We start from the raw sequence: 24,792 nt of genomic DNA, 5'->3' as shown, positions 1-24,792 counted from the left end.
AGCCGAGTCCACGCGCTTCACGTTGCTCACGTGAATCGGGGCCTCGATCTTGGTGATGCCGCCCTGGGGGTTCTTCGCACTGGGTTTGTTGTGCTTGGTTGCCAGGTTCAGGCCTTCCACGATCACACGCTGGGTCGAACGGTTAACCGACTTGATGGTGCCGGTTTTGCCTTTCTCGTCGCCGGCAATCACCAGAACGGTGTCGCCGGTTTTCACGTGCAGTTTCGTAGGCGTTGCTTTTTTCGTTGCCATGCTTAGAGAACTTCAGGAGCCAGCGAAACAATCTTCATGAACTGGCGCTCACGCAGCTCGCGGGCTACGGGGCCGAAGATGCGCGTACCACGCGGCTCGTCGTTATTGTTGAGCAGCACGGCAGCGTTGTCGTCGAAACGAATGTAGGAGCCATCCTTGCGGCGAACCTCCTTCTTCGTGCGAACAACTACAGCGCGGGAAACCGTGCCTTTTTTAGCGTTGCCGGAGCCAATGGCCGACTTGATCGAAACGACAATCTTGTCGCCTACGCTGGCGTACTTCTTGCCCGTGCCACCGAGGACACGAATGCAAAGAACTTCTTTGGCGCCGCTGTTATCAGCGACGATCAGACGGGATTCTTGCTGTATCATCTTACTTGGCGCGTTCTAGAATTTCAACCAGTCTCCACCGCTTCAGCTTGCTCAAGGGGCGGGTGCTCATAATGCGCACCGTGTCGCCTTCGCCGCACTCGTTGTTCTCGTCGTGGGCCATGAACTTGGTCGACTTGGTAACGAACTTGCCGTAGATCGGGTGCTTCATCTTGCTCTCAACCATCACCGTGATGGACTTGTCCATCTTGGAGGAGGTTACGCGGCCGATGATTTCTTTGCGCAGGTTCCGCTCAGTGGTAGCGGCTGTGCCCTGCTGTTCTTCGTTGTTTGCCATCGTTAGTTAGCAGTGTTTGTAGCCTGCTCATTCTCGCGACGCTTCAACTCAGTCAGCAGACGGGCGACGTTTTTGCGGGCTTGCTTCAGACGGAGCGGGTTTTCCAGCGGCGAGATGGCGTGCGCAAAGCGCATGGTCTGGCCCGAGGTCTGCTCGGTCTTCAATTGATTTTTGAGGTCCTCCAGCGAGAGGTTACGGATTTCGGTGTTCTTCATCTTACTTGTTATCTACGTAATCACGACGAACAACAAACGACGTCCGTACCGGCAGTTTCTGAGCGGCCAGACGCAGGGATTCCTGAGCTACCTCCAGCGTCACCCCGTCCGACTCGAACATGATGGTGCCGGGCTTCACGCAGGCTACCCAGTACTCGGGCGAACCTTTACCCTTACCCATCCGCACTTCAGCAGGCTTCTTGGTAATCGGCTTGTCGGGGAAAATGCGGATCCATACTTGACCTTCGCGTTTCATGGCGCGGGTCATGGCGATACGGGCAGCCTCAATCTGGCGAGCCGTAATCCACGCTTGTTCCAGCGACTTGATAGCGAACGAACCGAAGTCGATGGAGCTGCCGCGATGGGCTAAGCCATGTATGCGACCCTTTTGCATCTTGCGATACTTGGTCCTTTTCGGTTGTAACATGAGATATACTGTCTTAAAATTCGAGAGAAAGGGAGAGGACTAGCGACGCGGTGCGCCACCGCCACGGTTGGCACCACCGGCACCGCCTGGGCCACCCGGACCCCGGCGCTGACCACCGGCACCACCGCCGCGGCTGTCGCCGCCCCGGTCGCCACCACGGCTGTCACCACCCCGGTCGTTCCGGTCGCGGCGCGGGCCACGCTCACCACGCGGACCACGGTCGTTGCGGCTGTCGCCACCCTGCGCGTTGGCGGGCTGCTGGTTAGGCGAGAGGTCGGGCTTGCCGAACACCTCACCGCGCATGATCCACACCTTGATGCCGATCTTGCCATATACCGTCTGAGCTTCCGACAGCGCGTAGTCGATGTCGGCGCGCAGCGTGTGCAGCGGCGTCCGGCCTTCCTTGTACTGCTCGGAGCGGGCAATTTCAGCGCCACCCAAACGGCCGCCGCACTGAATCTTGATGCCTTCGGCACCAACACGCATAGCAGCCTGGATCGACATCTTCATGGCGCGACGGAACGAGATCCGGGCGGCCAGCTGCTGGGCGATGCTCTCGCCAACCAGCTTGGCGTCCAGCTCGGGGCGCTTAATCTCGAAAATGTTGATCTGAACGTCTTTGCCGGTGATCTGCTTAAGCTCGTCCTTGATCTTGTCCACCTCGGCGCCGCCTTTGCCAATCACCACGCCCGGACGGGCCGTGTTGATGGTAATGGTCACGCGCTTGAGCGTGCGCTCAATTACGATGCGGCTGATGCCGCCCTTCGGAATACGAGCGTTGATGTATTTGCGGATTTTTTCGTCCTCCACCAGCTTGTCGGCAAAGTCCTTGCCGCCGTACCAGTTCGAGTCCCATCCTTTAATGACGCCCAGACGGAAGCCAACCGGATTTACTTTCTGTCCCATAGTGCTTATGCGGTGGCTTCTGCCTTGGTTTCAGTTGATTTCTTGGTGCTGCTGCGACGCGACTTCTTGGGAGCGGCCTCGGCCGAAGCCTCGGGGCTCATCGTCTCGGCGGCTTGCTTGGCAGCGGCTTTGCTGCCGAGCGGCTCCACTTTCGAGTCGATAATCAGCGTCACGTGGTTGCTCCGCTTGCGGATGCGGTGGCCACGGCCCTGGGGGGCGGGGCGCAAACGCTTCAGCATGCGGCCTTCATCCACGAAAATCTCCTTGATGTAGAGATTGGCATCCTCGATGCGCTCATCCTCATTCTTGAGCTGCCAGTTGGCCAGGGCCGAGAGGAGCAGCTTTTCGATTTTGGGAGCACCCGAGTTGGCCTCAAACTTCAGCAGGCCGAGGGCGCGGGTCACTTTCTGACCACGAACCAGGTTGGCCACCAGACGCATCTTGCGCGGCGAGGTGGGCACGTTCCGGAGTTTAGCTACTGCTTCCATAATTAGCGCTTGCCTTTATCTTTCTTGGCGACGTGGCCGCGGAAGTTACGGGTCGGGGCAAACTCACCGAGCTTGTGCCCTACCATGTTCTCCGTGACATACACCGGGATGAACTTATTGCCGTTGTGCACGGCGAACGTGTGGCCAACGAAGTCGGGCGAAATCATCGAGCGGCGCGACCAGGTCTTCACCACCGACTTTTTGCCGGATTCCTCCATTGCCGTTACTTTCTTCTCGAGCCGGAAGTCAATGTACGGCCCTTTTTTTAGTGAACGTGCCATTGCTTACTTCTTGCCTTTACGGTTGATGATCAGCTGCTCGGAATACTTGTTCTTGTTACGGGTCTTCTGGCCTTTCGAGAAGATACCGTTACGGCTGCGTGGGTGACCACCCGACGACTTGCCTTCACCACCACCCATGGGGTGATCGACAGGGTTCATGGCTACGCCACGAACGCGCGGACGACGACCCAACCAGCGGTTGCGGCCGGCTTTGCCCAGACGAACGTTCATGTGGTCGCCATTGGAAACAGTACCAACCGTGGCCATGCAGGTAACGAGTACCATGCGCATTTCGCCGGAAGGCAGCTTCAGGGTAGCGTAGCGGTCTTCGCGGGCTACGAGCTGGGCGTAGGTGCCGGCCGAGCGCGCCATAGCAGCGCCAGCACCGGGCTGTAGCTCGATGGCGTGCACGATGGTACCGAGGGGAATTTCGCGCAGGGGCAGGGCATTGCCTACCTCAGGGGCCACGCCCGTACCCGAAACGATTACCGTACCCACAGCCAGACCGGCCGGAGCAATGATATAACGCTTCTCACCATCGGCGTACTGCAACAGGGCAATACGGGCGGTGCGGTTGGGGTCGTACTCAATCGTCTTCACCGTGGCAGGCACGGAGGCCTTGTCACGCTTGAAGTCGACGATACGGTAACGGGCTTTGTGTCCGCCGCCCATGTAGCGGTTCGACATTTTGCCCGAATTGTTACGGCCACCGGAGTTTTTGAGGGGTGCCAACAGCGACTTCTCCGGCGTCGACGCAGTTAGCTCGTCGAAGGCCGGGGCGATGCGGAAGCGCTGACCCGGTGATGTTGGTCTTAGTTTTTTGAGTGCCATTACTCTTGCTTAGGAAAAATTCTTGGCTGAAAGAAAGGCTTACAGGCCGCTGTAGAAGTCGATGATGTCGCCTTCTTTAACGGTAACCACGGCCTTTTTGCCGTGCGGACGACGGCCCGAGATGGAGCCGCCTTTCGTGAACTTCGACTTCACCTTACCAATCGTGCGCATCGTGCTGATGCTGGTGATGGTAACGCCGTAAAGCTGCTCAATCTCTTTCTTGATCTGCACCTTGTTGGCATCGATGGCTACGTCGAAGGAGTACTGTCCTTTGTCGTTGAGGCTGGTTGCCTTCTCCGTTACGATGGGTTTTTTCAGAATGCTCATTACTCAGCCGTGGTATAGAGTTGTTCCAATGCCGTCAGCGCATCCTCCGACAGCAACAGCGTATCGGTGTTCAGCAGGTCGTGCGTGTTCAGGGCTACCGGAGTAGCTACGCTTACGCGCTGAATGTTGCGGGCCGACAGGACTACGTTCTTCTCAACCGCGCCCGTTACGAGCAGGGTCTTTTTGCCGTTGTTCAGCTTCAGACCGGCCATGATGGCGGCGAAGTCCTTGGTCTTCACGGCCGACATCGTAATGTTCTCCACTACCGATACCTTGCCGTCCTGAGCCAGCGTCGAGAGGGCCGACAGGCGGGCCAGACGCTTGGTTTTCTTGTTGAGCTTGAAGCCATAGTCGCGGGGCTGGGGGCCGAACATGCGGCCGCCACCTACGAATACGCCCGACTTCATGGAGCCGGCCCGGGCACCGCCGGTGCCTTTCTGCTTCTTCAGCTTCTTGGTGGTGCCGTGCACTTCGTTGCGCTGCTTCGACTTGTGCGTGCCCTGGCGCTGGTTGGCCAGGTACTGCTTCACGTCGAGGTACATCACGTGCTCGTTCGGCTCGAGGCCGAAGATGGCGTCGGACAGGGTGACCTTACGGCCGGTGTCTTCGCCTTTGATGTTGATTACTGACAGTTCCATCTTGCTAGGTTATTTTTCCAGGACCACGAAAGAGTTCTTGGCACCGGGAATCGAGCCGCTCACCACGATGAGGTTTTTGTCGGCTACAATGCGCATAACCTTCAGGTTCTGCACTTTCACCCGGTCGTTGCCCATGCGGCCACCCATGCGCATTCCTTTGAATACGCGCGAAGGCCACGAGCAGGCACCGATGGAGCCGGGGTGACGCGCCCGGTTGTGCTGACCGTGGGTCTGGCCGCCAACACCGGCGAAGTTGTAGCGCTTTACAACGCCCTGGAAACCCTTACCCTTCGACGTACCTACTACGTCAACGAATTCGCCCTCCTCGAACAGCGAGGTGTTGATTTCGCTGCCAGCAGCAAAGTTGGCGGCGTCGTCGGTGCGGAACTCAACGAGCTTTTTCTTGGGGGTGGTTCCGGCTTTAGCGAAGTGACCAGCCAGAGGCTTGGTCGTGTTCTTCGCCTTTTTCTCGCCGTAACCGAGCTGGATGGCCAGATAGCCGTCCGTTTCGATGGTCTTAACCTGCGTCACTACGCACGGACCCGCCTCGATGAGCGTGCAGGGAATGTTCTTCCCGTCCGGAGTGAAGAGGCTTGTCATACCGATTTTTTTACCGATGATGCCAGGCATTCAATTGGGGTTTTAAAAAAAGACACACTCGAAAACGCCCGCGTGGCATTTTCGCAAATGGAGTGCAAAGCTAGGGATTTGTTGCCGGAATATCTAAGGTGGCTCCGAAATATTTTCAGAGTTAGATAGTTAGCCTGCCTTTACCATCCGGAACCGCTTACCATCTTAGGCAGAAGTCAGTCAAGCGCTGTAGCGGCAGGATAGTTCCTTCCCTCCCACCGCAGTGCCAGTTCCCCGCCGATTCTTTCACCAACCAAAAACGCCCCACCGGCTCCGAAGAGACGATGGGGCGTTTAAGTTAATCAGCTAACGGAAACCCGGTCCTCAGACTTTGATTTCTACGTCAACACCGCTGGGCAGCTCTAGCTTCATCAGGGCATCTACCGTCTTCGACGAAGTCGAGTAGATATCCACGAGACGCTTGTAGGTGCAGAGCTGGAATTGCTCCCGGCTCTTCTTGTTCACGTGGGGCGAACGGAGCACAGTGAACTTCTCTTTTTTAGTGGGCAGGGGAATCGGACCGCTAACGATAGCGCCCGTAGCCTTCACCGCCGTCACAATCTTCTCCGACGATTTGTCCACCAGGTTGTGGTCGTAGGATTTGAGCTTGATGCGAATTTTCTGATTCATGTCGATTTGTGTGAAAGCGGGTTAGCGGATAGCGTTGCCCTTCTGCTTGGCAATGATGCCTTCAGCAAGGTTGTTCGGCACCTGGTCGTAGTGCGAGAACGTGAGCGAAGCCGAAGCCCGACCCGACGTAATCGTACGAAGCGAGGTAACGTAGCCGAACAGCTCCGACAGCGGAACGTCAGCCTTGATGATGTTGGCACCAGCCTTCGTATCCATGCCCTTCATGATACCGCGGCGACGGTTCAGGTCGCCCGTTACCGAACCAGTGTACTCATCCGGCGAAGCTACCTCTACTGCCATAATCGGCTCGAGCAGCTTCGGACCAGCCTGACGGCCAGCCTCACGGAAACCACCACGGGCGGCGAGTTCGAACGACAGGGCGTCCGAGTCAACGTCGTGGAAGGAACCGAAGAACAGGCGAACCCGCATGCCCTCGATGGGGAAGCCGGCCAGCGGACCATTCTTCATGGCCTCTTCGAAACCTTTCTGGATTGGCGCGATGAATTCGCGGGGGATTACACCACCCGTGATATCGTTCACGAACTCCAGACCGGGCTTCTCCGGGTCGGTTACTTTCGGACCCAGTTCAAACACGATGTCGCCGAACTTACCGCGGCCACCGGTCTGCTTCTTGTAGGTCTCGCGGTGCTCAACATTTTTGGTGAGTACCTCTTTGTAGGCTACCTGCGGAGCACCCTGGTTGATTTCCACCTTGAACTCCCGACGCATGCGGTCGATGATGATTTCGAGGTGCAACTCACCCATACCCTTAAGTACGGTCTGGCCCGTTTCGGGGTCGGTCTGTACCACCAGGGTGGGGTCTTCTTCCACGAGCTTGGCAATGGCCATGCCCATCTTGTCCACGTCGGCTTGCGTCTTGGGCTCGATGGCGTAACCAATAACCGGCTCGGGGAACGACATGGATTCGAGCACAATCGGGTGCTTCTCGTCGCTCAGCGTATCGCCGGTTTTGATGTCCTTGAAACCCACGCCGGCAGCAATGTCGCCGGCCTGGATGCGCTCGATGGGGTTCTGCTTGTTGGAGTGCATCTGCATCAGGCGCGAGATACGCTCCTTCTTGTTCGTGCGGTTGTTGTGCACGTACGAACCGGCATCCAGCACGCCGCTGTAGCAGCGGAAGAAGCACAGACGGCCCACGAAGGGGTCGGTGGCAATCTTGAAGGCCAGGGCCGTGAAGGGCTCCGAGTTGTCGGGGTGACGCTCGATTTCCTCCTCGGTCTCGGGGTTTTTACCGATGATGGGGGGCATGTCGAGGGGCGAGGGCAGGTAGGCCATTACGCCGTCCAGCATCGTCTGTACACCCTTGTTCTTGAAGGCCGAGCCGCACATCACGGGCGAGAACTTCATGTCGATAACCGCCTGGCGGATAACGACCATCATTTCCTCGCGGGTGATGGAGTCCGGGTCGTCGAAGAATTTCTCCAACAGAGCGTCGTCGTACTCGGCTACGCTTTCGATGAGTTTCTGGCGCCACTCGGCTACCGTTTCAACGAGGTCCTCGGGAACGGGGATTTCGTGGAAGGATTTGCCCTGAGTAGCGTCGTCCCATACGATGGCTTTGCCGGTCAGCAAGTCCACCACGCCTTTGAAGGTTTCCTCGGCACCAATCGGAATCTGGAGTGGCACGGGGTTAGCACCCAGCTTCTCCTTGATTTCGTTGACGGCCTTGAAGAAGTCGGCACCGGCGCGGTCCATCTTATTGACGAAGCAGATGCGGGGCACCTTGTACTTGTCAGCCTGACGCCATACGGTCTCCGACTGGGGCTCTACGCCCGATACGGCGCAGAACAGCGCCACAGCGCCGTCGAGCACGCGCAAGGAGCGCTCCACCTCCACCGTAAAGTCTACGTGGCCGGGGGTGTCAATCAGGTTGATTTTGTACTGCTTGGTGCTATCCACCGGCTCGCCGTTGGCGTCGGTGGGGTAGTTCCAGAAGGTAGTAGTAGCGGCCGAGGTAATGGTAATACCCCGCTCCTGCTCCTGCTCCATCCAGTCCATGGTGGCGCCACCGTCGTGCACCTCCCCGATTTTATGGGTCTTGCCGGTATAGTAGAGAATGCGCTCCGACGTGGTGGTTTTACCAGCATCGATGTGCGCCATAATCCCGATATTCCGGAGGTATTGCAGGTCTTTATTTACAGCCATTAGTTCAGTAAGTGAATGAGTGAATTGGTGAATGAGTGAGACGGACGAATAATTCCCTAAAAAGAACTTTCGCTCATTCACTCATTCGCTCATTCACTGATTAGAAACGGAAGTGCGAGAAGGCCTTGTTGGCTTCGGCCATCCGGTGGGTGTCGTCCTTCTTCTTGACGGCGGCACCTTCGCCCTTGGCGGCGGCAATGATTTCGCCAGCCAGCTTGTCCTTCATGGTTTTCTCACCACGACGACGAGCGTACTGAATCAGCCACTTCGAGCCAACTGCAATGCGGCGGTCGGGGCGAACTTCGATGGGAACCTGGAAAGTGGCACCACCTACGCGGCGGCTCTTTACTTCCACGGTCGGCATTACGTTGTTGAGGGCTTTGCGCCACATCTCCACGCCGCTTTCCTTGGTCCGCTCTTCTACCAGCTCGCAGGCTTCGTAGAAAATGGTGTAGGCCAGGTTTTTCTTGCCGTCATACATCATGTAGTTGACGAACCGGGTTACCAGCGTCTCCTTGTACTTAGGGTCGGGCAGGAGGATGCGCTTCTTTGGTTTTGACTTTCTCATGAGAGTAGAAATGGGTTGCTGTAGCGGGAAAGTGGGATAAGAACCATGTGCTATCCAGCACTTCGCACTACCTCACCCGGCTTCAATTACTTTTTCTTCTTAGCGGGAGCACCTTTACCGGCCGCGGCTGCCTGACCGGGCTTGGGGCGCTTGGCACCGTACTTCGAGCGACGCTGGGTACGGCCGCTTACGCCGGCCGTATCGAGGGCACCGCGAATGATGTGGTAACGCACGCCGGGAAGGTCTTTCACCCGTCCGCCGCGAATCAGCACGATGCTGTGCTCCTGCAGGTTGTGGCCTTCGCCAGGGATGTAGGCGTTTACTTCTTTGCCATTGGTGAGGCGCACGCGGGCGACCTTACGCATAGCCGAGTTTGGCTTCTTAGGCGTGGTGGTGTACACCCGGGTGCAAACGCCGCGGCGCTGCGGGCACGAATCCAGGGCCGGCGACTTCGACTTCGTCGTCAGTTTCTCGCGGCCTTTTCGTACTAACTGGTTGATAGTAGGCATTTACGGAATTGGTTTGTCCAGGGAGGGTTCTCTCCCAAAAATTAGGCTTGCAAAGGTAGAAAAGTTGCGCGGCAATAGCAAACGAGTTGAGATAGTTTGTTTTAGAACGTCGTAGGGGCTTGCCCCCGCCCGCCGCTTGGTTGATACAACGGCCCATTACCGAATCGTTCAACGGCGGGCGGGGGCAAGCCCCGCACCCTACATCGTTCTATGCCTCCCCCATCGTCCCACCGAAACCCATCGGGTACGCCGGGGTCTCCTGCTGGGCCTTGATGGAGCCGTTGGCCTGCTCGAACCGCTCGATGTTCTCGGCCAGGGCTGCCTGCAGGCGCTTGGCGTGCTCGGGCGTGAGGATGATGCGCGACTTCACTTTGGCCTTGGCCACCCCCGGCATCAGCCGGATAAAGTCAATCACGAATTCGCTGCTGCTATGCGCAATCATGGCTAGGTTGGCGTACTCGCCCTCGGCCATTTCCTCCGACAGTTCGATGTTGATGGCGTTCTGGTCCTGGGGCTGGGCCGCGTCGGGGTTCTGGGGTTCGGTGGGTTGGTTCATTGGTATATGCTTGAAAAATGTTCTGGTTAAGAGACAGGTCGGTTTTTGCGCAAGTGATACTCGGTAAGTAGCCCAATTATAATTGGGACAAAGAAGATGATGTTCATCATACCCCAATCATTCCCTTCATCTAATACACCTTTTACCCCTATTAGAAGAATTAGAAAGGCCAACGATAAAGCAAGTATGCGCCAAAGAGCAGTTTTACTTCTAATCAGCAGTACAATTACTCCTATGTAAATTATAAGGCTCAATGCAATAGCTCCTAACAAATAGGGCATCACCTCCGCTATGTTAGCTACTGCCTGAGAAGCGTTCAGTATAATTACATTCATCTTACAAAACGATTTACTGTTAAAGCATCAAATCTAAATGAGAAACCCCAGCCGAATCGCTCCGGCTGGGGTTTCTCATTTACTCACTTCCGCAGATTACTCTGCCGAAACTTCGCGCTTGGCGCGGGAGGGGCGCTTTACAGGAGCAGCAGCCTCTTCGGCTTTAGCGGCCTGGGCGGCTTCCATCTCTTCCTTCGAGCCCACAATCTGACGCGTATACTCGCGCAGACCGGTACCGGCCGGGATGAGGTGGCCCACAATCACGTTCTCCTTCAGGCCCAGCAGTTCGTCGGCCTTGCCACGGATGGCGGCTTCCGAGAGCACCTTGGTCGTCTCCTGGAAGGAAGCGGCCGAGATGAACGACTGGGTGCCCAACGAGGCCTGGGTGATACCCTGGAGCGTCGGACGCGAAACCGAAGGCTGGGCGTCGCGCACTTCCACCAGTTGCAGGTCGCGGCGGCGCAGGCTGCTGTTCTCGTCGCGCAGGCGGCGAGCCGTGACAATCTGGCCGGGCTTGAGGTTGCTCGAATCCCCGGCGTTGGTCACCACCTTCATATCGATGATGGTGTCGTTCTCCTCCATGAAGATAATCTTGTCGATTACCTGATGTTCGAGGAACGAGGTGTCGCCAGCGTCGAGAATCACGACTTTCTGCATCATCTGGCGGACGACCACCTCGATGTGCTTGTCGTTGATTTTCACACCCTGCAAGCGGTACACTTCCTGAATCTCGTTCACGAGGTACTCCTGCACCGCGCCCGGACCCTGAATGCTCAGAATGTCGGACGGCGTAATGGCCCCATCGGAGAGCGGCGAACCAGCCCGGATGAAGTCGTTGTCCTGCACCAGAATGTGCTTGGACAGCGGCACCATGTACTTCTTCTTCACCCCGTCTTTCGACTCGACAAAGATTTCGCGGTTGCCACGCTTCACGGTGCCGTAGGTTACCACGCCGTCGATTTCGGCTACTACGGCCGGGTTCGACGGGTTGCGGGCCTCGAACAGCTCCGTTACGCGGGGCAGACCACCGGTAATGTCGCGGGTCTTGCCTACGGCGCGCGGAATCTTGGCCAGAATCTGGCCGGCCTTGATTTTCTGGCCGTTCTCCACGTTCAGGTGCGAACCCACCGGGATGCTGTAGCCCTTCTGCCCCTCCTCGTCGCCCTTTTTGCCGGGGCGCACGATGATGGCGGGGTTCTGGTCCTTGGCCGCCTTCGATTCGATAATCACCTTCTCGCGGTGACCCGTCTGCTCGTCCGACTCCTCGCGGTAGGTTACGCCTTCCGTAATGGCGTCGTACACAATTGTACCGTCGAACTCGGCCAGAATAACGGCGTTGTAGGGGTCCCAGTTGTTGAGCTCCTGGCCCTTCTCGACCTCCTGACCCTCTTTTACGAGCAGGAACGAACCATAAGGAACGTGGTTCGAGATGAACACCTTGCCGGTGCCTTTCTCCACGATGCGGATTTCGCCCGAGCGACCCATTACAACGTTCACGGCCTCGCCATCGGCGCTGGCCGTTTCCACGGTCCGGATGTCCTCGAACTCCACCACGCCCGCGAATTTGGCGCGGATGCTGGCTTCCACCGCAATGTTGGAAGCCGTACCACCCACGTGGAAGGTGCGCAGCGTGAGCTGGGTACCGGGCTCGCCAATCGACTGGGCGGCAATTACGCCCACCGCCTCGCCGCGCTGGACCATGCGGCCCGACGACAGGTTACGGCCGTAGCACTTGGCGCAGATACCACGCTTGCTCTCGCAGGTCAGCACCGAGCGGATTTCCACTGACTCAATGCTCGTGGCATCAACGCGGCGGGTAATCTCCTCGGTGATTTCGTCGCCGGCCGTCAGGATAACCTCGTCCGTGAGCGGGTCGATGATATCGTGTACCGCCACGCGACCCAGGATACGCTCGGCCAGGGGCTCCACGATGTCCTCGTTGTCCTTGAGGGCGAAGGTTTCGATACCGCGTAGCGTGCCGCAATCGGGCTCGTTCACGATAACGTCCTGGGAAACGTCCACCAAGCGACGGGTCAGGTAGCCGGCGTCGGCAGTTTTCAGGGCCGTGTCGGCGAGGCCTTTGCGGGCACCGTGGGTCGAGATGAAATACTCGATTACGTCTAGGCCTTCTTTGAAGTTGGACAGAATCGGGTTTTCAATAATCTCGCCTACCGAACCCTGGAGCGACTTCTGGGGCTTGGCCATCAGACCCCGCATACCGCCGAGCTGACGAATCTGCTCGCGCGAACCCCGGGCCCCAGAGTGCATCATCATGTAAATCGAGTTGAAGCCCTGGTTCTCCTTTTCGAGGCGACCCATGAGGGTTTCGGTGATTTGGTTGTTGATGCGCGTCCAGATATCGATAACCTGGTTGTAACGCTCGTTGTCGGTAATCAGACCCATCTGGTAGTTCTGGGTTACCGCGGCTACGTCGGCCTGGGCCTGCTTCACCAGCTCATCCTTTTCCTTCGGAATCTGGATGTCACCCAGCCCCATCGACAGGCCACCTTTGTAAGCCGACTGGAAGCCCAGCGTCTTGATGTCGTCGAGGAACTGAGCGGTGCGGGCCATGCCCGTGCGCTTGAACACCAGCGAGATAATCTGCTGGAGCTTCTTCTTGGTCAGCAACTCATCCACGAAACCTACTTCGCGGGGCACGAGCTGGTTGAAGAGCACGCGGCCGGCCACGGTTTCGATGATTTTCGTCACGAGGTTATCGTCCTCGTCGCGAATCTCGGTACGCACCTTAATGTAGGCGTGCTTCGAGAGCTGGCCTTCGTTGAGGGCAATTACCACTTCCTCGTCGGAATAGAATACCCGGCCTTCGCCTTGGATGCTCTCGTCTTCGGTGCTGCGCTTGCCTTTGGTGACATAGTACAGACCCAGAACCATGTCCTGCGACGGTACCGCAATCGGTGCGCCGTTGGCAGGGTTCAGGATGTTGTGCGAGGCCAGCATGAGCATGGAAGCTTCCAAGATGGCGGCCGGACCCAGGGGCACGTGCACAGCCATCTGGTCACCGTCAAAGTCAGCGTTGAAGGCCGTACAAACGAGCGGGTGCAACTGGATAGCCTTGCCCTCAATGAGGCGCGGCTGGAAGGCCTGGATGCCCAAGCGGTGCAGGGTTGGAGCCCGGTTCAGGAGCACGGGGTGGCCTTTCAGCACGTTTTCCAGGATATCCCAGACTACGGCGTCCTTGCGGTCTACGATTTTCTTGGCCGACTTCACCGTCTTCACGATGCCGCGCTCGATGAGCTTGCGGATGATGAACGGCTTGAACAGCTCGGCCGCCATGTTCTTGGGCAGCCCGCACTCGTGCAGCTTCAGCTCGGGGCCTACTACGATAACCGAACGGCCGGAATAGTCGACGCGCTTACCGAGCAGGTTCTGGCGGAAGCGCCCCTGCTTGCCTTTCAGCATATCCGACAGCGACTTCAGGGCGCGGTTGCCTTCGGCGCGCACGGCATTCACCTTACGCGAGTTGTCGAAGAGCGAATCCACGGCTTCCTGCAACATGCGCTTCTCGTTGCGCAGAATCACCTCCGGGGCCTTGATTTCAATCAGGCGCTTGAGGCGGTTGTTGCGGATGATAACGCGACGGTACAGGTCGTTGAGGTCGGACGTAGCGAAACGGCCACCGTCGAGCGGAACGAGTGGACGCAGCTCCGGCGGAATCACGGGCACCATGCGGATAACCATCCACTCGGGCTTGTTCTCCACGCGGGTGGCGGCGTCGCGGAAGGCTTCCACTACGCGCAGGCGCTTCAGCGCCTCGGCCTTACGCTGCTGGGAGGTTTCGGTGGCGGCGGAGTCGCGCAGCGAGTAGCTCAGCTCATCGAGGTTGATGCGCTCGAGCAGCATTTGCAGCGCCTCGGCACCCATGCGGGCGATGAACTTGTTGGGGTCATCGTTCGGCAGCATCTGGTTCTCGCGGGGGAGCTTGTCGATGATGTCGAGGTATTCGTCTTCGGTCAGGAAGTCAAGCTGCTGCACGCCTTCCTCGGCCAGCGTACCCGGCTGCACCACGGCGTAGCGCTCGTAGTAAATAATCTGGTCGAGCTTCTTGGTGGGCAGGCCCAGCAGGTAGCCGATTTTATTAGGCAACGACTTGAAGTACCAGATATGCGCCACGGGCACCACCAGTTCAATGTGGCCCATCCGCTCCCGGCGAACTTTCTTCTCGGTCACCTCCACACCGCAACGGTCGCAGATGATGCCCTTGTAACGGATGCGCTTGTATTTGCCGCAGTGGCACTCCCAGTCCTTCACAGGACCGAAAATTCGCTCGCAGAACAAGCCGCCCATCTCGGGCTTATACGTCCGGTAGTTGATGGTTTCGGGCTTAATCACCTCACCGTTCGACCGCTCCAGAATGGATTCGGGCGAGGCCAGCGAGATGGTGACTTTCGAGAAGTCCTGCACCAGTTTCTTGTTTTTTGCAAACGCCATGTAGGGAAGCTGTTAGCTGTTGGCTGTTTATCTGTCAGGGAAAATCCGCGCCGCTTAAGCGAGGCGGAAATACCATAACAGCTCGACTCTGCTAAAAGTGCTCTGCCAGTCGGATAGGTACGCCGGGCAGTAGATTTTCGTCAGGTCTGATGGGTACTCACTCCGGTTTTAGCAAACCGAAGCGTAGTGCGGCCACTCCCGCCGGGCGTATAAGTCGTGCTGACCATATCTCGGCACGACGCCGGTGGCAGGTTGGGCCACTCCTATTATGTCCGAAGTGGGAGCTGCTACCGGCGGACCGGCAGCAGCTCCCTTTCCGAATACCTAGTCCAGCGTGATTTCCAGAGCCAGACCGCGCAGCTCATGGATGAGCACGTTGAACGACTCGGGGATGTTGGGCTTGGGCAGCACGTCGCCTTTTACAATGGCTTCGTATGCCTTGGCCCGGCCTACCACGTCGTCCGACTTTACGGTTAAGATCTCCTGGAGCACGTTGGAGGCACCGAAGGCCTCCAGGGCCCACACTTCCATCTCGCCGAAGCGCTGACCACCGAACTGGGCCTTACCACCCAGCGGCTGCTGGGTAATGAGCGAGTACGGTCCGATCGAACGGGCGTGCATCTTGTCATCCACCAGGTGACCCAGCTTCAGCATGTAGATAACCCCCACCGTTACCGGCTGGTCGAAGCGCTGGCCCGTCAGGCCGTCGTGCAGGTAAGCACGACCCCAGTCGGGCAGACCGGCTTCGGTCAGTTCCTTGGCTACTTCGTCCTCGGTGGCACCATCGAAAATCGGGGTGGCGTAGGTGCGGCCCATTTTCAGACCGGCCCAGCCGAGTACGGTTTCGTAGATCTGACCGATGTTCATCCGGCTGGGTACACCCAGCGGGTTGAGCACGATGTCCATTGGGGTGCCGTCGGGCAGGAAGGGCATGTCCTCATCGCGCACGATGCGGGCTACTACACCTTTGTTACCGTGGCGGCCGGCCATCTTGTCACCCACCTTCAGCTTGCGCTTCTTGGCGATGTACACTTTGGCCAGCTGCACGATGCCGGCGGGCAATTCATCACCTACTTCCAGCGTGAACCGCTCGCGCTTGAAGCGGGCCGTTACCACGTTGCGGCGCTTGGCGTAGTTTTTCACCAGCTCGCCCACCATGGCATTCACGCGGGCATCAGCTGTCCAGCCGTCCAGCACGAGGTCCTTGAACAGGTTGGCCTCTTCTGGCACGGCGTAGTTGCTCTCGTCGCGGTAGGGGTTCTTGTCGGGGAACAGGTTTTCGGCCACGTTCTTCTTGCCGAACTTCACGCCCTTCGACATGATTTCCTCACCGAACTTATGCTTGATACCCTGCGACGTCTTGCCTTCGAGCAGGCTGGTCATCTTCTCCACCATGATGGCGCGGATGCCCCGTAGCTCGCGGCCGTAAGCCTCCTTCAGCTCCTCTACTTCCTTCTTCGACTTGGCCCGGAGGTTTTTGTCTTTCTTAGGACGCGAGAACAGCTTGGTGCCGATAACAACGCCCTGCAGGGACGGTGGCGCTTTCAGAGAAGCGTCTTTCACGTCGCCGGCCTTGTCGCCGAAAATGGCGCGGAGCAGCTTCTCTTCCGGCGTCGGATCGGTTTCGCCCTTGGGCGTAATCTTACCGATCAGAATGTCGCCTTCCTTCACCTCAGCACCTAGGCGGATTACGCCATTGTCGTCGAGGTTGCGCACGGCTTCTTCGCTCACGTTCGGAATCTCCGAGGTCAGCTCTTCTTCGCCGCGCTTGGTTTCGCGCACTTCCAGTTCAAACTCCTCAATGTGAATCGAGGTGAAGATGTCGTCGCGCACTACTTTCTCCGAGATGACGATGGCATCCTCGAAGTTGTAGCCCTGCCACGGCATGAACGCCACCTGCATGTTGCGGCCCAAGGCGAGTTCGCCCTTGTTGGTGCCGTAGCCTTCGCACAGTACCTGGCCCTTGGTCACCCGCTCGCCCTTCTTCACGAGGGGCGTCAGGTTGATGCAGGTGTCCTGGTTGGTGCGGCGGAACTTGATGAGGTCGTAGGAAATCCGCTCAGCGTCGAAGCTTACGAGGACTTCATCAGGCGTCAGATCGTACTTCACCACGATGCGGTTGGCATCCACGTAATCGACCACACCCACACCCTCGGATACAACCAGGGTGCGCGAGTCGGTAGCTACGCGGCCTTCGAGGCCGGTACCCACGATGGGGGCTTCGGCTTTCAGCAGCGGAACTGCCTGGCGCTGCATGTTCGAGCCCATCAGTGCCCGGTTGGCGTCATCGTGCTCCAGGAACGGAATCAGCGAAGCGGCTACCGACACAATCTGGTTCGGGGCTACGTCCATGTAGCTATACTCGTCGGGACCAACTACGGGGAAGTCACCTTCGAAACGGCCTTTTACGAGGTCGTTGAGGAAGTTACCATTGTCATCAATCGGGGCGTTAGCCTGGGCGATGTGGTGGGTGTCTTCTTCTTCAGCAGTCAGGTACTTCACGTTCTCCGTCATGTCCACCTGACCATTGGCGGCCGTGCGGTATGGCGTTTCGATGAAGCCCATCGAGTTCACGCGGGCGTGCACACACAGCGACGAAATCAGACCAATGTTGGGTCCTTCCGGCGTTTCGATGGTGCAAAGGCGACCGTAGTGCGTGTAGTGAACGTCCCGTACCTCAAAGCCAGCACGCTCCCGCGACAGACCTCCTGGCCCCAGTGCCGATACGCGACGCTTGTGCGTCACCTCGGCCAGCGGGTTGGTCTGGTCCATAAACTGGGAGAGCTGGTTGGTACCGAAGAACGAGTTGATAACGCTCGACAGGGTGCGGGCGTTGATCAGGTCTACGGGCTTGAAGTCCTCGTTGTCGCGCACATTCATGCGCTCCTTGATGGTGCGGGCCATGCGGGCCAGACCCACGCCGAACTGGGCGTAGAGCTGCTCGCCCACCGTGCGCACACGGCGGTTGCTCAGGTGGTCAATGTCATCGACAATGGCCTTCGAGTTGATCAGACCGATGAGGTACTTCACGATGAGCACGATGTCCTCGTTGGTCAGCACGCGGGCTTCCCAGTTGGTCTCGATGCCCAGCTTCTTATTGATGCGGTAGCGGCCTACGTCGCCGAGGTCGTAGCGCTTATCCGAGAAAAACAGCTTCTGGATAATGTCGCGGGCAGTTTCCTCGTCGGGAGCCTCCGTGTTCCGGAGCTGACGGTAAATCTGCTCTACGGCTTCCTTCTCCGAGTTGGAGTTGTCCTTCTGGAGGGTGTTGTAGATGATAGCGTAGTCCGCAATGTTCACGTTCTCGCGGTGCAGAATCACCGACTTCGCCCCGGCATTCAGGATGATGTCGATGTCCTCCTCCGAGATTTCGGAATCGCGCTCCATCAGCACCTCATTGCGGTCGATGGAAACTACTTCGCCGGTGTCTTCGTCCACGAAGTCCTCGGTCCAAGTGCGCAGCACCCGGGCAGCCAGCTTACGGCCAACCGCTTTCTTGAGATTCTTCTTGTCGGCCTTCACCTCCTCCGACAGCCCGAACAGGTCGAGGATGTCTTTGTCAGTGCCGTAACCGATGGCGCGCAGCAGCGTGGTAACCGGGAATTTCTTCTTGCGGTCGATGTAGGCGTACATCACGTTGTTCACGTCCGTGGCAAATTCAATCCACGAACCCTTGAACGGGATAATACGGGCCGAATACAGCTTGGTGCCGTTGGTGTGCTTGCTCTGGGCAAAAAACACGCCCGGCGAGCGGTGCAGCTGCGATACGATAACACGCTCGGCCCCGTTGATAACGAATGAGCCCTTTTCCGTCATGTACGGGATGTTGCCCAAGAACACTTCCTGCTCAATCGTCTCAAAGTCTTCGTTGTCCGAATCGTTGCAGACCAGCCGGAGCTTGGCCTTCAGCGGCACGGAGTACGTCAGGCCCCGGTCGATGCACTCGTCAACCGAGTACTTGGGCGGGTCGACGTGGTAATCGAGGAAGGTCAGGACGAAGTTTTCGCGCGAGTCCGAAATCGGGAAGTTCTCGGCGAATACCTTGAAAAGGCCTTCATCGGTCCGGTTCTCAGCAGCCGTTTCCAACTGGAAGAAATCCATAAACGAGCGAACCTGCACGTCGAGGAAATCCGGGTACTCAATAACCTTTTTAATCTTGGCGAAGTTGATCCGCTCGTCAGCGGCCTGCAATTTTTGCAGCCCTGTCGGCGCCTGAGGCGCTTTCGGTTCTTTCGATGTAGCCAATGTATGTGGGGTTAGGAAATGGAGACTGGGAGAATCCAAGCCAGGCGGAAAACAACGTCGGCCGCTTGGCGAATAATTTGTGAAATCAGCGGACACGCCGAAGCGCAAAGCACTACTAGTAGCAGTTTGCGCTGGACCGTCCGTAGCCGCCAAAAGCCGCGAAGCGGCGCGTAAACGAACTTCCGACTAGTTTGTTGCCTACAAACAGGAAAAGACCTGGCTTAGTTGCCAGGCCTCTCCTAATTTGCTGGGTGTTAGAGCAGGCAGCAGAAATTACTTGATCTCTACTTCAGCGCCGGCTTCTTCCAGTTGCTTCTTCAGGCCTTCAGCCTCGTCTTTGGCAACACCTTCCTTAACGGCCTTTGGAGCACCGTCAACGAGTTCTTTGGCTTCCTTCAGGCCGAGGCCGGTCAGGTCCTTCACCAGCTTCACAACAGCCAGTTTCTGGCCACCGGCAGCTTTCAGGATAACGTCGAACGACGTCTTCTCCTCAGGAGCGTCAGCAGCGGCAGCGCCGCCACCAGCCATCATCATCGGAGCAGCAGCAGCAGGCTCGATGCCGTACTCATCCTTCAGGATGGTAGCCAGTTCGTTTACTTCTTTTACCGTCAGGCTAACGAGCTGCTCGGCGAATGCTTTCAAATCTGCCATTTCTGTAGATTGTTAAAAAGGGGGGTTGTTGAAGAAAATTTATACTTGAAAAAGATGAGCAGTGGTTAGCCTGCAACCTCTTCTTTTTCGGAAAGCGTTTTGAGGATGCCAGCCAGCTTGCTACCACCGCTCGAAAGAGCCGAGATAACATTTTTGGCGGGCGACTGGAGCAGACCGATGATTTCACCGATGAGTTCCGTCTTGCCTTTCAGCGTGGCAAGCGTGCCGAGCTGGTCGTGGCCGATGTAGATGCCAGCATCTACGTAAGCACCTTTCAGGGCCGGGCGAACAACAGCCGTTTTGCTGTAGTTCTGCGACTTATGAAAGTCCTGCATCAGCTTGGCCGGAGCATTGCCGCTCTCTTTCGAGAACAGGATGCCCGACTGGCCTACCAGCGCCGCGTCCATCTCCGTCGTGTCTACCTCGAGGGTATCGAGGGCCTTACGGATGAACGTGTTCTTGTACACCTTGAACTCCATGCCGCGGTTGTAGCACAACCGGCGGAATTCGTTGATTTTCGCCACCGACATTCCCGATGCATCGGCAATGTAGAACGCGTTGTGCGATTGAAACTTCTCGCTCAACTCGTCGACGAGGGCTTGTTTGTCTTCCCGGATCATATCGTCGTGTTGATTAAGGTTAGGCGGAAGTTACCGACGTATCGACCGGCACGCCGGGCGACATCGTGCTCGAGAGCGTGATGCTCTTGATGTAGGTGCCCTTGGCCGACGAAGGCTTCAGGCGCAGCAGCGTCTGGATAACCTCGATGGCGTTTTCAGCCAACTTCTGGTCGTCGAACGACACCTTGCCAACCGAGCAGTGAATGATACCGGTTTTGTCGACTTTGAAGTCGATTTTACCAGCCTTCACTTCCTGCACTGCTTTCGCAACGTCGGTCGTAACCGTGCCCGACTTAGGGTTTGGCATCAGGCCACGGGGGCCCAATACGCGGCCCAGACGGCCCACCTTGGCCATTACGGCCGGCATGGTGATGATTACGTCGATGTCGGTCCAGCCTTTCTCGATCTTGGCGATGTAGTCGTCCAGACCAACGAAATCGGCACCGGCTGCAGTAGCTTCGGCTTCTTTGTCGGGCGTAACGAGGGCCAGAACGCGAACGGTTTTGCCAGTGCCGTGGGGCAGCGTAGCAACGCCACGCACCATCTGGTCGGCTTTACGGGGGTCAACGCCCAAACGAACGTCGATATCCACCGAGGCGTCAAACTTCGTGTAGGTGATATCCTTCACGACTTTGGCGGCATCAACCAGGGTCCGGATTTCGGTCAGGTCGTGCTTGGCAAGGGCTTCCTTGCGTTTTTTACTAGTTGCCATGTCTTCTCCGTTGTTAAATTATTCAGCAAAAGGAGAAGCGCCCGACACGGTGATACCCATGCTACGCGCCGTACCAGCCACCTGCTTCATGGCCGACTCAATTGCAAAAGCGTTGAGGTCGGGCATTTTGGTTTCGGCGATGGTGCGAACCTGGTCCCACGATACCGACCCTACCTTGTTCCGGTTAGGCTCTTTCGAACCGCTCTGGAGCTTGGCGGCGTCCTTCAGCAGAACGGGCACCGGGGGGGTCTTCACCACGAAGTCGAACGACTTGTCGGTGTACATGGTAATCAAAACGGGACAAACTTGGCCGGCCTTATCCTGGGTGCGCGCATTGAACTGCTTGCAGAACTCCATGATGTTAAGGCCTTTGCTACCAAGTGCAGGTCCAACCGGCGGCGCGGGGTTCGCGGCGCCTCCCTTTATCTGAAGCTTCAGATAACCTCTAATTTCCTTGGCCATTTGGTTTGTAAGGCTTCGGATGCCGCGACGTAACTCGCCTCATCCTCAGTTTTCTAATTGCTCCGAAGTGGAAGCACCACCGGTCCGGAGCGGATAACCGATGACGTTTTTCTTTCGTTGTTAGTGATTTGTTGTCAGTTGTCAGTCCGTTCAACAGACTGACAACTGACAACAAATCACTAACAACTACTCTATTTCCTTCTCGACCTGGGTGTAGCTCAACTCCATGGGCTGGCTACGGCCGAATATTTTCACGATTACGTTGAGACGCTTGCGGTCCTCGAACACCTCGGCCACGTTGCCCGACATGCCGGCGAAACCACCGTCCACAATTTTCACCAACTCACCCACCACGAAGGGGGTTTCCAGCGTTTCGGTTTGCTCTTCCGACTCATCGACGATGCCGAGGATACGGTTGACTTCCGAAATGTGCAGTGGCACGGGCACCGTGTTCTGGTTGGCCGCCTTGCCCTCCTTGTCGGAGAGGAAGCCGATGATGCCCGGTGTGCTGGTGATGATGTGGTCGACCTCGCCGTGGGTCAGATCGGCGTGGATAATGATGTAGCCAGGGTAAAGGTTCCGCTCGCGGACGCGCTTCTTGCCGTTGCGCATCTCGAAAACCTTTTCTACCGGAATCAGCACCTGCGGTACCAGCTCCGAGAGGCCATGACGGCCGATTTCCGTTTCGAGGTAGGTTTTGGCCTTTTTCTCCTGCCCGCTTACCGAGCGGACCACGTACCATTTCAATTCGCCCATTTCAGTCGCGGGTATGGTCGATTAAATGAACGAGTTATAGAAAGCTTCTAGGCCCTCTTTAAAAATCACATCCATCACTCCTACAACCACCGCAAAAATCAGCGAGCCGAGCAATACCAAGCCGGCGCTCTTCTGCAGTTCTTCCAGCGAAGGCCACGTTACTTTGTAACGCATCTCGTCCGATGTTTCCCGGAAGTAGTTGGTCAGCTTGCTCATGCTACAGGAACTGCTGGTGAGAGTGAGTAAAAGAACGGCTGCCGAAGCAGCCGTACAATCTGGTGGCACGGGCGGAGAGATTCGAACTCCCATCAAAGGTTTTGGAGACCTCTATTCTACCCTTGAACTACGCCCGTGGATGCGTCCCGCAAAGGCACAAAGCCCGATTGGGACTGCAAATGTAGGTAACTCTTCAGACAAAACAAATCCGCCCCCGAAATTTTCGGGGGCGGATTTGTTTTATTTCAGCAGTTTTCCGAAGAAAATTACTCGGTGATTTCGGTTACCTGACCGGCACCTACCGTCCGGCCACCCTCACGGATAGCGAAACGCAGGCCTTTCTCCATAGCTACCGAGTTGATCAGCTCAACCGAGATAGTTACGTTGTCGCCGGGCATTACCATTTCCACGCCTTCGCCCAGCGTGATGATGCCGGTTACGTCGGTGGTGCGGAAATAGAACTGCGGGCGGTAGTTGTTGAAGAACGGCGTGTGACGGCCACCTTCCTCTTTCGAGAGCACGTACACCTCAGCCTTGAACTTGGTGTGGGGCTTCACGGAACCGGGCTTGCAGATAACCATACCACGACGGATGGCTTCTTTCTCGATACCGCGGAGCAGCAGACCAACGTTGTCGCCGGCTTCGCCACGGTCCAGAATCTTGCGGAACATCTCCACACCGGTAACGGTCGACTTCAGGCCTTCAGCACCCATGCCGAGGATGTCAACCTGCTCACCCGAGTTTACAATGCCACGCTCGATACGGCCGGTAGCAACTGTTCCACGACCCGTAATCGAGAACACGTCCTCAACAGGCATCAGGAAGGGCAGGTCGGTCAGACGAGCAGGAATCGGAATGAAGGAGTCAACAGCGTCCATCAGCTCCTCGATCTTGGGAACCCAGTTGGCATCGCCATTCAGGCCACCCAGAGCCGAGCCCTGAATTACGGGGATGTTGTCGCCGTCGAAGTCGTAGAACGAGAGCAGCTCACGGATTTCCATTTCCACCAGCTCGAGGAGCTCGGGGTCATCGACCATGTCTACTTTGTTCATGAACACCACCAGCTGAGGAACACCTACCTGACGGGCGAGCAGGATGTGCTCACGGGTCTGGGGCATTGGGCCGTCGGTGGCAGCTACCACGAGGATAGCACCGTCCATCTGGGCAGCACCGGTAACCATGTTCTTCACGTAGTCAGCGTGACCGGGGCAGTCAACGTGAGCGTAGTGACGGTTTTCGGTAGCGTACTCTACGTGCGAAGTGTTGATCGTAATACCGCGCTCTTTTTCTTCGGGAGCATTGTCGATCGAAGAGAAGTCGCGCTTGGCAGCCAGGCCTTTGCCGGCCAGTACCTGGGTAATGGCAGCGGTGAGGGTGGTTTTGCCGTGGTCAACGTGACCAATCGTGCCGATGTTTACGTGCGGCTTGGACCGGTCAAAATTTTCTTTAGCCATTGTAAAGAGATTAAGAGGAATTTTGAGGTGAGAAGGGGAAAACGCGACTAAAACCTAACTATACAGAAGAAAGCGAAACACAGCTCTGCTTGACCAGGGACTGCACGTCGCTTTTCTTGGCTGACAGTTCCAAAACGGTGCAGTCGCGCTGCCCCGTTGGTACTCGTAATTCTGAGCCATTTATGGGATTTGAACCCATGACCTCTTCCTTACCAAGGAAGTGCTCTACCACTGAGCTAAAACGGCTGGTACTTTTTTAGCCCGCTGGCGCGTAGCCGGGGCAAAGGTACGACAGGAGAACAACATTTACCAGCCGGAGCCGACGCAATCTGTTATCTGCCGCATCTGTTGCTGCGAGCGGGAGACGAGGTTCGAACTCGCGACCTGCAGCTTGGAAGGCTGCCGCTCTACCAACTGAGCTACTCCCGCGGAGTGAATGTGTGACTTGGTGAATGAGTGAACCAGCAGTTCAGATAGAACTTATTAATTCACTCATTCGCCCATTCACGGATGTGGGGGTGAGAGGACTCGAACCTCTGAACCCGAAGGAGCTGAGTTACAGTCAGCCGCAATTGCCACTATGCGACACCCCCAATTATGTGGCTCCAACGCCGTTTGCGCGAAACCTGCCCATTCCAATTCGTGGGCCGGAGCCGCTTTTTCTCGAATTGGAGTTGCAAAATTAGTGGCTTTCCGATGTAAGTCAAGCCCTGCGCGAAAAAAGGTTTTGCGTTGGCTGACTTTTTGAGCGGCTCCGACCCACGTCGCCGGGCTAAGCGGCTGACTTCCTATACTAAAGCAG

The 24,792-nt window shown here is 57.1% G+C and carries 24 protein-coding genes, 4 tRNA genes and 2 pseudogenes; all 30 read right to left on the bottom strand.

Annotated features, from left to right (window positions below):
* Nucleotides 1-6 precede the first annotated feature (6 nt).
* Nucleotides 7-252, bottom strand: a pseudogene (gene rplX / locus BMY67_RS02520) (50S ribosomal protein L24); the annotation flags it as partial.
* A 2-nt stretch (nucleotides 253-254) separates the two neighbouring features.
* Complete coding sequence (rplN, locus tag BMY67_RS02515) at nucleotides 255-623, bottom strand: 50S ribosomal protein L14 (protein WP_092767978.1); 369 nt, start codon at nucleotides 621-623, stop codon at nucleotides 255-257.
* A 1-nt stretch (nucleotide 624) separates the two neighbouring features.
* The gene (rpsQ, locus tag BMY67_RS02510; RefSeq protein ID WP_092767976.1) at nucleotides 625-918 is read right to left on the bottom strand and encodes a 30S ribosomal protein S17; all 294 of its coding nucleotides are present in this window, start codon (nucleotides 916-918) and stop codon (nucleotides 625-627) included.
* Between the two features lie 2 nt (nucleotides 919-920).
* Complete coding sequence (rpmC, locus tag BMY67_RS02505; RefSeq protein WP_088462460.1) at nucleotides 921-1,133, bottom strand: 50S ribosomal protein L29; 213 nt, start codon at nucleotides 1,131-1,133, stop codon at nucleotides 921-923.
* 1 nt (nucleotide 1,134) lies between these two features.
* A complete protein-coding gene (rplP, locus tag BMY67_RS02500; RefSeq protein ID WP_088462461.1) occupies nucleotides 1,135-1,560 on the bottom strand; it encodes a 50S ribosomal protein L16 in 426 nt (141 codons plus the stop codon).
* Nucleotides 1,561-1,599: 39 nt separating this feature from the next.
* On the bottom strand, nucleotides 1,600-2,466 hold the full coding sequence (rpsC, locus tag BMY67_RS02495; protein WP_092767974.1) for a 30S ribosomal protein S3: 867 nt from the start codon (nucleotides 2,464-2,466) through the stop codon (nucleotides 1,600-1,602).
* A 152-nt stretch (nucleotides 2,467-2,618) separates the two neighbouring features.
* A pseudogene (gene rplV / locus BMY67_RS02490) lies at nucleotides 2,619-2,954 on the bottom strand (50S ribosomal protein L22); the annotation flags it as partial.
* Nucleotides 2,955-2,956: 2 nt separating this feature from the next.
* Nucleotides 2,957-3,235: a 30S ribosomal protein S19 gene (rpsS, locus tag BMY67_RS02485; protein ID WP_019946170.1), complete on the bottom strand. Its 279-nt coding sequence runs from the start codon at nucleotides 3,233-3,235 to the stop codon at nucleotides 2,957-2,959.
* Between the two features lie 3 nt (nucleotides 3,236-3,238).
* Nucleotides 3,239-4,066 (bottom strand): 50S ribosomal protein L2, encoded by an 828-nt coding sequence (rplB, locus tag BMY67_RS02480; RefSeq protein WP_092767970.1) that lies wholly within the window; start codon nucleotides 4,064-4,066, stop codon nucleotides 3,239-3,241.
* A 39-nt stretch (nucleotides 4,067-4,105) separates the two neighbouring features.
* Entirely contained in the window at nucleotides 4,106-4,393 is a 288-nt protein-coding gene (rplW, locus tag BMY67_RS02475; protein WP_019946172.1) for a 50S ribosomal protein L23, read from the bottom strand.
* Complete coding sequence (rplD, locus tag BMY67_RS02470) at nucleotides 4,393-5,031, bottom strand: 50S ribosomal protein L4 (protein ID WP_092767968.1); 639 nt, start codon at nucleotides 5,029-5,031, stop codon at nucleotides 4,393-4,395. Before rplD ends, rplW begins: the two co-directional genes overlap by 1 nt.
* Nucleotides 5,032-5,040: 9 nt before the next feature.
* Nucleotides 5,041-5,661 carry a 50S ribosomal protein L3 gene (rplC, locus tag BMY67_RS02465; RefSeq protein ID WP_019946174.1) on the bottom strand — a complete coding sequence of 207 codons (621 nt, stop codon included), beginning with the start codon at nucleotides 5,659-5,661 and terminating at the stop codon, nucleotides 5,041-5,043.
* 324 nt (nucleotides 5,662-5,985) lie between these two features.
* On the bottom strand, nucleotides 5,986-6,291 hold the full coding sequence (gene rpsJ, locus BMY67_RS02460) for a 30S ribosomal protein S10 (protein ID WP_019946175.1): 306 nt from the start codon (nucleotides 6,289-6,291) through the stop codon (nucleotides 5,986-5,988).
* A gap of 21 nt (nucleotides 6,292-6,312) precedes the next feature.
* Nucleotides 6,313-8,457, bottom strand: coding sequence for an elongation factor G (fusA, locus tag BMY67_RS02455; protein ID WP_092767966.1), 2,145 nt, complete (start codon nucleotides 8,455-8,457; stop codon nucleotides 6,313-6,315).
* A 100-nt stretch (nucleotides 8,458-8,557) separates the two neighbouring features.
* Nucleotides 8,558-9,025: a 30S ribosomal protein S7 gene (rpsG, locus tag BMY67_RS02450; RefSeq protein WP_092767964.1), complete on the bottom strand. Its 468-nt coding sequence runs from the start codon at nucleotides 9,023-9,025 to the stop codon at nucleotides 8,558-8,560.
* Nucleotides 9,026-9,111: 86 nt separating this feature from the next.
* Entirely contained in the window at nucleotides 9,112-9,534 is a 423-nt protein-coding gene (rpsL, locus tag BMY67_RS02445) for a 30S ribosomal protein S12 (RefSeq protein ID WP_092767962.1), read from the bottom strand.
* A 208-nt stretch (nucleotides 9,535-9,742) separates the two neighbouring features.
* Nucleotides 9,743-10,090 (bottom strand): DUF3467 domain-containing protein, encoded by a 348-nt coding sequence (locus BMY67_RS02440; RefSeq protein WP_092767960.1) that lies wholly within the window; start codon nucleotides 10,088-10,090, stop codon nucleotides 9,743-9,745.
* Nucleotides 10,091-10,521: 431 nt separating this feature from the next.
* Nucleotides 10,522-14,874: a DNA-directed RNA polymerase subunit beta' gene (rpoC, locus tag BMY67_RS02430; protein WP_092767956.1), complete on the bottom strand. Its 4,353-nt coding sequence runs from the start codon at nucleotides 14,872-14,874 to the stop codon at nucleotides 10,522-10,524.
* A gap of 324 nt (nucleotides 14,875-15,198) precedes the next feature.
* A complete protein-coding gene (gene rpoB, locus BMY67_RS02425; protein WP_177189712.1) occupies nucleotides 15,199-19,074 on the bottom strand; it encodes a DNA-directed RNA polymerase subunit beta in 3,876 nt (1,291 codons plus the stop codon).
* Nucleotides 19,075-19,392: 318 nt separating this feature from the next.
* Nucleotides 19,393-19,770 carry a 50S ribosomal protein L7/L12 gene (gene rplL / locus BMY67_RS02420; RefSeq protein ID WP_092738484.1) on the bottom strand — a complete coding sequence of 126 codons (378 nt, stop codon included), beginning with the start codon at nucleotides 19,768-19,770 and terminating at the stop codon, nucleotides 19,393-19,395.
* 65 nt (nucleotides 19,771-19,835) lie between these two features.
* The gene (gene rplJ / locus BMY67_RS02415; protein ID WP_092767952.1) at nucleotides 19,836-20,390 is read right to left on the bottom strand and encodes a 50S ribosomal protein L10; all 555 of its coding nucleotides are present in this window, start codon (nucleotides 20,388-20,390) and stop codon (nucleotides 19,836-19,838) included.
* 19 nt (nucleotides 20,391-20,409) lie between these two features.
* Nucleotides 20,410-21,102 (bottom strand): 50S ribosomal protein L1, encoded by a 693-nt coding sequence (gene rplA / locus BMY67_RS02410; protein ID WP_092767950.1) that lies wholly within the window; start codon nucleotides 21,100-21,102, stop codon nucleotides 20,410-20,412.
* Between the two features lie 18 nt (nucleotides 21,103-21,120).
* Nucleotides 21,121-21,564 (bottom strand): 50S ribosomal protein L11, encoded by a 444-nt coding sequence (gene rplK, locus BMY67_RS02405; protein WP_092767947.1) that lies wholly within the window; start codon nucleotides 21,562-21,564, stop codon nucleotides 21,121-21,123.
* Between the two features lie 186 nt (nucleotides 21,565-21,750).
* Nucleotides 21,751-22,320, bottom strand: coding sequence for a transcription termination/antitermination protein NusG (gene nusG, locus BMY67_RS02400; RefSeq protein WP_092767945.1), 570 nt, complete (start codon nucleotides 22,318-22,320; stop codon nucleotides 21,751-21,753).
* Between the two features lie 21 nt (nucleotides 22,321-22,341).
* Complete coding sequence (gene secE, locus BMY67_RS02395; RefSeq protein WP_092767943.1) at nucleotides 22,342-22,536, bottom strand: preprotein translocase subunit SecE; 195 nt, start codon at nucleotides 22,534-22,536, stop codon at nucleotides 22,342-22,344.
* 63 nt (nucleotides 22,537-22,599) lie between these two features.
* Nucleotides 22,600-22,673 (bottom strand) — tRNA-Trp (locus BMY67_RS02390).
* Between the two features lie 129 nt (nucleotides 22,674-22,802).
* On the bottom strand, nucleotides 22,803-23,990 hold the full coding sequence (gene tuf, locus BMY67_RS02385; RefSeq protein WP_092767941.1) for an elongation factor Tu: 1,188 nt from the start codon (nucleotides 23,988-23,990) through the stop codon (nucleotides 22,803-22,805).
* Nucleotides 23,991-24,164: 174 nt separating this feature from the next.
* A tRNA-Thr gene (locus BMY67_RS02380) sits at nucleotides 24,165-24,236 on the bottom strand.
* A 110-nt stretch (nucleotides 24,237-24,346) separates the two neighbouring features.
* Nucleotides 24,347-24,419: transfer RNA gene (locus tag BMY67_RS02375), tRNA-Gly, on the bottom strand.
* A gap of 84 nt (nucleotides 24,420-24,503) precedes the next feature.
* Nucleotides 24,504-24,583 (bottom strand) — tRNA-Tyr (locus BMY67_RS02370).
* Between the last annotated feature and the right edge of the window lie 209 nt (nucleotides 24,584-24,792).

The organism is Hymenobacter actinosclerus, from assembly GCF_900111515.1.
Taxonomy (GTDB): Bacteria; Bacteroidota; Bacteroidia; order Cytophagales; family Hymenobacteraceae; genus Hymenobacter; species Hymenobacter actinosclerus.
The sequence above is the reverse complement of the archived record's forward strand: the minus strand, read 5'-3'. Positions and strand labels throughout refer to the sequence as shown.

Coding starts and splice junctions, on each gene's coding strand:
- rplN (WP_092767978.1), bottom strand. CDS start 623: ATGATACAGCAAGAATCCCGTCTGATCGTCGCTGATAACAGCGGCGCC.
- rpsQ (WP_092767976.1), bottom strand. CDS start 918: ATGGCAAACAACGAAGAACAGCAGGGCACAGCCGCTACCACTGAGCGG.
- rpmC (WP_088462460.1), bottom strand. CDS start 1,133: ATGAAGAACACCGAAATCCGTAACCTCTCGCTGGAGGACCTCAAAAAT.
- rplP (WP_088462461.1), bottom strand. CDS start 1,560: ATGTTACAACCGAAAAGGACCAAGTATCGCAAGATGCAAAAGGGTCGC.
- rpsC (WP_092767974.1), bottom strand. CDS start 2,466: ATGGGACAGAAAGTAAATCCGGTTGGCTTCCGTCTGGGCGTCATTAAA.
- rpsS (WP_019946170.1), bottom strand. CDS start 3,235: ATGGCACGTTCACTAAAAAAAGGGCCGTACATTGACTTCCGGCTCGAG.
- rplB (WP_092767970.1), bottom strand. CDS start 4,066: ATGGCACTCAAAAAACTAAGACCAACATCACCGGGTCAGCGCTTCCGC.
- rplW (WP_019946172.1), bottom strand. CDS start 4,393: ATGAGCATTCTGAAAAAACCCATCGTAACGGAGAAGGCAACCAGCCTC.
- rplD (WP_092767968.1), bottom strand. CDS start 5,031: ATGGAACTGTCAGTAATCAACATCAAAGGCGAAGACACCGGCCGTAAG.
- rplC (WP_019946174.1), bottom strand. CDS start 5,661: ATGCCTGGCATCATCGGTAAAAAAATCGGTATGACAAGCCTCTTCACT.
- rpsJ (WP_019946175.1), bottom strand. CDS start 6,291: ATGAATCAGAAAATTCGCATCAAGCTCAAATCCTACGACCACAACCTG.
- fusA (WP_092767966.1), bottom strand. CDS start 8,457: ATGGCTGTAAATAAAGACCTGCAATACCTCCGGAATATCGGGATTATG.
- rpsG (WP_092767964.1), bottom strand. CDS start 9,025: ATGAGAAAGTCAAAACCAAAGAAGCGCATCCTCCTGCCCGACCCTAAG.
- rpsL (WP_092767962.1), bottom strand. CDS start 9,534: ATGCCTACTATCAACCAGTTAGTACGAAAAGGCCGCGAGAAACTGACG.
- BMY67_RS02440 (WP_092767960.1), bottom strand. CDS start 10,090: ATGAACCAACCCACCGAACCCCAGAACCCCGACGCGGCCCAGCCCCAG.
- rpoC (WP_092767956.1), bottom strand. CDS start 14,874: ATGGCGTTTGCAAAAAACAAGAAACTGGTGCAGGACTTCTCGAAAGTC.
- rplL (WP_092738484.1), bottom strand. CDS start 19,770: ATGGCAGATTTGAAAGCATTCGCCGAGCAGCTCGTTAGCCTGACGGTA.
- rplJ (WP_092767952.1), bottom strand. CDS start 20,390: ATGATCCGGGAAGACAAACAAGCCCTCGTCGACGAGTTGAGCGAGAAG.
- rplA (WP_092767950.1), bottom strand. CDS start 21,102: ATGGCAACTAGTAAAAAACGCAAGGAAGCCCTTGCCAAGCACGACCTG.
- rplK (WP_092767947.1), bottom strand. CDS start 21,564: ATGGCCAAGGAAATTAGAGGTTATCTGAAGCTTCAGATAAAGGGAGGC.
- nusG (WP_092767945.1), bottom strand. CDS start 22,320: ATGGGCGAATTGAAATGGTACGTGGTCCGCTCGGTAAGCGGGCAGGAG.
- secE (WP_092767943.1), bottom strand. CDS start 22,536: ATGAGCAAGCTGACCAACTACTTCCGGGAAACATCGGACGAGATGCGT.
- tuf (WP_092767941.1), bottom strand. CDS start 23,990: ATGGCTAAAGAAAATTTTGACCGGTCCAAGCCGCACGTAAACATCGGC.